This window comes from Pseudonocardia lutea (genome assembly GCF_042658055.1).
GTDB lineage: Bacteria > Actinomycetota > Actinomycetes > Mycobacteriales > Pseudonocardiaceae > Pseudonocardia > Pseudonocardia lutea.
On the sequence record NZ_JBHSQK010000070.1, the window covers coordinates 63,045 to 70,129 of the forward strand.

General features: G+C 75.1%; 4 protein-coding genes. All 4 read right to left on the reverse strand.

Annotation, left to right across the window (positions count from 1 at the left end; genetic code table 11):
* Positions 1-40: 40 nt before the first annotated feature.
* The gene (locus ACFQH9_RS24415) at positions 41-1,870 is read right to left on the reverse strand and encodes a DEAD/DEAH box helicase (RefSeq protein ID WP_379569347.1); all 1,830 of its coding nucleotides are present in this window, start codon (positions 1,868-1,870) and stop codon (positions 41-43) included.
* 444 nt (positions 1,871-2,314) lie between these two features.
* The gene (locus ACFQH9_RS24420; protein ID WP_379569351.1) at positions 2,315-4,747 is read right to left on the reverse strand and encodes a Tex family protein; all 2,433 of its coding nucleotides are present in this window, start codon (positions 4,745-4,747) and stop codon (positions 2,315-2,317) included.
* A 185-nt stretch (positions 4,748-4,932) separates the two neighbouring features.
* On the reverse strand, positions 4,933-5,802 hold the full coding sequence (locus ACFQH9_RS24425) for an HTD2 family dehydratase (protein ID WP_379569349.1): 870 nt from the start codon (positions 5,800-5,802) through the stop codon (positions 4,933-4,935).
* 56 nt (positions 5,803-5,858) lie between these two features.
* A complete protein-coding gene (locus ACFQH9_RS24430; RefSeq protein WP_379569353.1) occupies positions 5,859-7,043 on the reverse strand; it encodes a class I SAM-dependent RNA methyltransferase in 1,185 nt (394 codons plus the stop codon).
* Positions 7,044-7,085 lie beyond the last annotated feature (42 nt).

A 7,085-nucleotide genomic window follows, 5' to 3' on the forward strand; every position in this document is an offset into this window, starting at 1 on the left:
CCCTTGGCCGTGCGCGGGTCAGTCTGTGGGGCGACCGGGACTAGCTGGTCGCGCGGTCCCGGCGGACGTTGGCCCGCCGGCCCTTCAGCGTGGTGACGCCGCGCAGCGAGCGCAGCACGTCGTCCGCCGCGTGCTCGGGGATCTCCACCAGCGAGTGCCGCTCGTGGATCTGGATGGCCCCGATGTCCCGGCCGGACAGCCGCGACTCGTTGGCCAGCGCCCCCACGATGTCCTGCGGGCGGATGCCCGCGGCCCGGCCGGCGGAGACGAACAGCCGCGTCGCACCGGCCCTCGGCGGGCGGGCGCCCTGGCCGCGACCGCCGGGACGGCCCTCCCGCGGCCCACGGTCACCGCGGTCACGCGGACCCCGGCCCTCGCGCGGCGCCGACAGCGTCGGGATGTCGATCTCGTCGTCGGCGGTGGTGGTGCCCGCCCGGACGAGCCGGACGGCCGCGGCCGCGACGTCCGCCGGGTCGAACTCCGTCGCCAGGGACTCGATCATGGCCCGGACGCCGTCCGGGTCCGCGTCGGCGTCCGCCCGCAGGTCGGCGACGATCTGCTCGCGCAGCTGCGCCCGCGTGCGGTCCAGCCGGGCCTGCTTGAGGTCCGCGACGGTGGGCACCGGGGCGACCGGCACGCTCTTGCCGATCAGCCGCTCGATGTTGCGCAGGTGTCGGATCGCGCCGGAGGGCACCAGCGTGATCGCGACGCCCTCGCGGCCCGCCCGGCCGACCCGGCCGATGCGGTGCACGTAGGCCTCGGGCGACTTCGGCACGTCGTGGTTCACCACGTGCGTGAGCTGCTCGATGTCCAGGCCGCGGGCGGCGACGTCCGTGGCCACCAGCAGGTCCGTGCGGCCCGAGCGCAGCCGCTCGACGACGCGGGTGCGGTGCTCCTGGTCCATGCCGCCGTGCAGCGCCTCGGCCCGCAGGCCGCGGGCGGTGAGGGTCTCGGTGACGGCGTCGACGTCCGCCCGGGTCCGGCAGAACACGATCGCGGCGGTGGGCCGCTCGAGCTCCAGGATCCGGCCGAGCGCCGTGGTGGTGTGGGTGCGCGGCACCATGTAGGCGGTCTGCCGCACGCGCGGCGCCTCGCCCGCCGGGACCTCCTCGCGCGCGATGCGCACGGTCACCGGGTCCCGCAGGTACTCGCGGGCCAGCGACTCGATGCGCCGCGGCATGGTGGCGGAGAACAGCACCGCCTGCCGGGTCTCCGGCGTGGCCTGCAGGATCGTCTCGATGTCCTCGGCGAAGCCCATGTCGAGCATCTCGTCGGCCTCGTCGAGCACGACGGTCTCGAGCGCGTCGAGGGACAGGGCACCGCGGTTCATCAGGTCGATCGCCCGGCCGGGGGTGGCCACGACGACGTCGACACCCCGCTTGAGGGCGCCGAGCTGCGGGCCGATCGGGGCGCCGCCGTACACGGCGAGCACCCGGGTGCCGATCTCCGAGCCGTAGCGGGTGATCGCGTCGTTGACCTGCATGGCCAGCTCGCGGGTCGGCGCGAGGACCAGGCCGTAGGGGCGGCGCTCGCCGCCGCGGTCGGTCTCGCTCAGCCGCTGCAGCATGGGCAGCGCGAAGGCGGCGGTCTTGCCGGTACCGGTGGCCGCCTGGCCCAGCAGGTCGCGGCCCTCGATCAGGGAGGGGATCGCCTCGGCCTGGATCGGGCTGGGGCTCTCGTAGCCGAGCTCGGCCAGCACGCCCAGGATGCCGGGGGCCAGGCCCAGCTCGGCGAAGGCGCCACCGGCGGCGTCGGTGTCGGTGTCCGTGTCGGTGTCCGTTTCGAGGTCGTCGCCGTCCGCACGGTCGGCGGCGAGGTCGTCCTCGAAGTCGGTGATGTCGTTCTCGGGCAGGTCCAGCAGAGTGCTCACTCAAGTCCTCGTCGCAGCGGGGTGACCGGCCGACATCCGGACGGACGGCGCACCCGCGGGGAAGCCCGCGGGCCCGGAGCGGCTGGTTACCGCCTGACAAGGACCATGGGGCTCTCGGCTGACGTCATCGCTGACAGCCGACAGCACCCATTGTCACACGTCGGGTCGCGGGGGATCACGGCGGGCGGGTCGTGCCGTCCGCCACGGGGTACAACACGACCCCCCGCGATGATGTTCCGCCCTGTGACCCGGGGCGCGCCCGGCGTGCCGCCGGTCACGACTCCACCCGCCGTTCACGCACGCCGGGGAACCTCGGCCGGGTGAGCGTCCCGCTGCCCTTCGACCTGCGCACCCCGGCGCCTCGTCGGTTGGCCACCCGGATGCACGAACGGCACTCCCGCTCACCTCGAGTGGGCGGGAGTCCCGTTCGTGCTGCTCACCGGGTCACTTGAAGCCGGCGCGCTTGAGGGCGTCGGCCATCGCGTTGTTCAGCGGGGCGGGCTTCTCCTGCCGGTTGCGCTGACCGCCCTGCCGGCCGCCCTGACCCTGCCGGCCCTGGCCACCCCGGCCGCCCTGACCACCCTGACCGCCCTGGCCGCCGCGGCCGCCCTGACCGCCCTGGCCCTTGCCGCCGCCCTGCCGGTCCCGCGGGCCGCGCTCACCGCGCTCACCCCCGCGGTTCTGCCGGCCGCCGCCGGCGCCCCTGCCCGGCTCGTCGTCCAGCCGCAGGGTGAGCGAGATCCGCTTCCGGTCCTCGTCGACGTCGAGCACCTTGACCTTGACGACGTCGCCGGACTTCACGACCTCGCGCGGGTCCGACACGAACTGGCTGGACATCGCCGAGACGTGCACGAGCCCGTCCTGGTGCACGCCGACGTCGACGAACGCACCGAACGCGGCCACGTTCGTGACCACGCCCTCGAGCACCATGCCCGGGCGCAGGTCCGCGATCTTGTGGACGCCCTCGGCGAAGGTCGCCGTGCGGAAGGCCGGGCGCGGGTCGCGGCCGGGCTTCTCCAGCTCGGCGAGGATGTCGCTCACCGTCGGCAGCCCGAACCGGTCGTCGACGAACCGCTGCGGCTGCAGGTTCTTCAGCTTCGTGGTGTTGCCGATGAGCTCCTCGATGCCGACCTTGGCCGCGTCGACCATCTTCCGGACGACCGGGTACGCCTCCGGGTGCACGCCGGACATGTCGAGCGGCTCGTCCCCGCCCCGGATGCGGAGGAAGCCCGCGCACTGCTCGAAGGCCTTCGGACCCAGTCGTGGGACGTCGGCCAGCGCGGTGCGGGTGCGGAACGGCCCGTTCGCGTCCCGGTGGTTCACGATCGCCGCGGCCAGCGACTCGCTGATGCCCGACACCCGGCGCAGCAGCGGCGGGGAGGCGCTGTTGAGGTCGACGCCGACGGCGTTCACACAGTCCTCGACGACCGCGTCGAGCGAGCGCGACAGCGCCGCCTCGGGCAGGTCGTGCTGGTACTGCCCGACGCCGATGGACTTCGGGTCGATCTTGACGAGCTCGGCCAGCGGGTCCTGCAGCCTGCGGGCGATGGAGACCGCGCCGCGCAGCGACACGTCGAGGTCCGGCAGCTCCGCGGAGGCGTACGCCGAGGCCGAGTACACCGACGCCCCGGCCTCGCTGACCACGACCTTGGTCATCTTCAGGCCCGGGTTCATCGCCACGAGCTCGCCCGCGAGCTTGTCGGTCTCCCGGGAGGCGGTGCCGTTGCCGATCGCGATCAGCTCGACACCGTGCGCGGTGGCCAGCCTGGTGAGCGTGGCGAGCGCCCCGTTCCAGTCCCGGCGCGGCTCGTGCGGGTAGACGGTGTCGGTGGCGACGACCTTGCCCGTCGCGTCGACCACGGCGACCTTCACGCCGGTGCGCAGGCCCGGGTCGAGGCCCATGGTCGCCCGGGTCCCGGCGGGCGCCGCGAGCAGCAGGTCGCGCAGATTGGAGGCGAAGACGCCGATCGCGCCCTCCTCCGCGGCGGTGCGCAGCCGCACCCGGATGTCGATGCCCAGGTGCAGCAGGATGCGGGTGCGCCAGGTCCAGCGCACGACGTCGCCCAGCCAGCGGTCCGCCGGCCGGCCCTGGTCGGAGATCCCGACGTGCGCGGCGATCAGGGTCTCCCAGTCGCTGCGCTGCCCCGGCTCGAGGGCCTCGGTGTCCGGCTCCAGCGTGACGTCGAGGACCTCCTCCTTCTCGCCGCGGAAGACCGCGAGGATCCGGTGGCTCGGCAGCGAGGTGAACGGCTCGGAGAAGTCGAAGTAGTCGGCGAACTTGGCGGCCGCGATGTCACCGGTCTCCTTGCCCGGGCGGACCTTCGACACCAGCACGCCGCGGCTCCACATCCGCTCGCGCAGGCCGCCGATGAGGTCGGGCTCCTCGGAGAACCGCTCGACGAGGATCGCGCGGGCGCCCTCGAGCGCGGCGGCGGCGTCGGCCACGTTCTCCCCGAGGTACTTCGCCGCCTCCTCCTCCGGGGTGAGCGTGGGATCGGCGAGCAGCGCGTCGGCGAGCGGCTCGAGGCCGTTCTCCCGGGCGATCATGGCCTTGGTGCGGCGCTTGGGCTTGTAGGGCAGGTAGACGTCCTCGAGCCGGGCCTTCGACTCGGCGGCGAGGACCTGCTGCTCCAGCTCCGGGGTGAGCTTGCCCTGCTTGCGGATCTCCTCGAGCACGGCGCTGCGCCGCTCCTCGAGCTCGCGCAGGTAGCGCAGGCGCTCCTCGAGGGTGCGGAGCTGGGCGTCGTCCAGCCCGCCCGTGGCCTCCTTCCGGTAGCGCGCGACGAAGGGGACGGTCGACCCCTCGTCGAGGAGGTCGACGGCCGCGGCGACCTGGTGCCGCCGCACGCCCAGCTCGTCGGCGATGCGCTGCTCGATCGACGGCTGGGCGGTTGTCTGGACCGGGGACTGCGGAGCCGACGCCGCCCCGGTGGGGGCCGCGGAGGCCGCTGCGGGAACCGAACCTGTCACGGTGCCCATCCTCCCCGGGCACCCCCCGGACGGGTGCGGGCGGGGTCCGCTCCGCCCCGGGCCCCGCTCGGGCTCGGGCGGACTACCGCCGATCAGGCGAACGTGACCTGGCCGGTGATGCTCGGGTCGGCGCCCGGGACGCCGCAGACCAGGTCGGAGCCGTCCGGCTTGCCGGTCGCGACGACGGGCGCGCCGGCGAACGCGGGCCGGCGCAGCCGGTAGGAGAACTCTGCGACCTGCCGGTCCGGCGCGAACCGGCGGGGCAGCTCCAGCAGCATCAGCGCGAGCAGCGGCCCGTGCACCACCAGCCCGGGGAACCCCTCGACCTCCCGCGTGTAGGGCAGGTCGTGGTGGATGCGGTGCGCGTTGTAGGTCAGCGCGCTCATCCGGAACAGCAGCACCTCGTCCGGACGCAGCACGGCCTGCCACTCCCCCGGCGCCGCCGGCTCGGGCTCGCGCGGCTCCGGGGCCGTCGGCGCCGCGGCGCGCGCGGCGCCCGGCTCCTGCTCCCGGTACACGACGTCGTGCTCCTCGACCTGGACCACCTCGCCCGCCCGCAGGTACTCGTGGGCCAGGGTCACGAAGAGCATGTCCCCGGAGCGCCCGGACTTCGGCGTGACCGACCGGAGCGCGCTGCGCCGCACCACCTCGTCGCCGACGCGCAGCGGGGAGTGCACGGTGAGCCGCCCGCCCGCGAACATCCGCCGCCGGTTCGGGATCGGCGGCAGGAAGTGCCCCTCGCGCGGGTGCCCGTCCTCGCCGAGCTCCGCGGTGGCCGGGCGCTCCAGGAAGTGGAACGCGGTCCACAGCGGCGGGAGCGCGGCCGAGCCCTGGCCCGTGGCGTCGACGGGTGAGGGCTGGTCGAGCAGTCCCGCGAAGGCGTCGGACGGGGTGCGGTCCAGCACCTCCCGCACCTCGACGGGTCCCGGCTCCCAGCCGTCGACGTACTCGGCGATGCCCATGGTCCTCCTGTCGGTGGTTCCCGCTGGTCGGTGTGCTCGGAAGGCCGGCCGCCGCGCTAGGAGCGGTCGGCGGGGCGGAAGAGGGCGACCGACTCCATGTGGTGCGTCATGGGGAAGGCGTCGAAGGAGCGCAGCGCGGCGAGCGCGTAGCCCCGGTCGGCGAACAGCTTCACGTCCCGGCCCAGGGCGGCGGGATCGCAGGCCACGTAGACGATCCGCTCCGGCGCCCGCGCGCACAGCTCGTCCACCATCGTCCTGCCGAGGCCCTTGCGCGGCGGGTCGGCGACGACCACCGTCGGGTCGGGCAGCCCGGTGACCACCCGCTCCACCCGGCCGACCCGGAAGGCGACCTGCGGCAGGTCGCGCAGCGCCCGCTCGCCGTCGGCCACGGCCTGCCGCGCCGACTCGACGACCGTCACCGACCCCCGGGGGCCCACCTGCTCGGCGAGCACCGCGGCGAACAGCCCGACGCCGCCGTAGAGGTCCCAGGCCGTGCCGCCGCCGGGCGCGGCCGCCCACTCCCGCACGACCTCGACGAGGGTGTCCGCCAGCTCGGGGTGCACCTGCCAGAAGGCCCCCGGGGAGAGCTCCCAGTCGCGGCCGGCGGCGTGCTGCACGGAGGCGCTGCGCTCCGCGGGCGGCACGCCGGCGCCCAGGTGCCGCTCGCCCCGCACGTCGACCGCGACCTCGATCTCGTCGCCCGGCCGCCAGCGGCGTTCGAGCAGGTCGTCGAGCAGTCCGGCGGGCGCCAGCAGACAGTCCGAGATCGGGACGACCTCGTGGGTGTGGTGGGCGCGCAGCCCGGCGCGGCCCTCGTCGTCGACCGCGAGGCGCAGCCGCTGCCGCCAGCCGAGCGGGCCGCCGGGCAGCTCCTCCACCTCGACGGTGTCGGCGAGCCCGCCGGTCAGCCCGCCGAGGCGGGTGAGCTGCTCGCGCAGCACGGCGGTCTTGAGGGCGCGCTGGGCGGGCGGGGTGACGTGCTGGAAGTCGCACCCCCCGCAGCCGCCGGCGCGCGCCCACGGGCACGGGGCCGGCACCCGGTCCGGCGAGGCCTCCAGCACCGAGATCGTGTCGGCCAGGCAGAACGAGCCGCCCTGGTCCTCGGTCACCACCGCCCGCACCCGCTCGCCCGGGATCGCGTGCCGCACGAAGAGCACGCGCCCCTCGTGCCGGGCCACGCAGTGCCCGCCGTGGGCGACGGGGCCGACCTCCAGCTCGAGGACGCGGTCGGTCCAGTCCAGGGTGCGCTCATGTAAGGAGCTCCGGGACTTGATCGGCCCGGG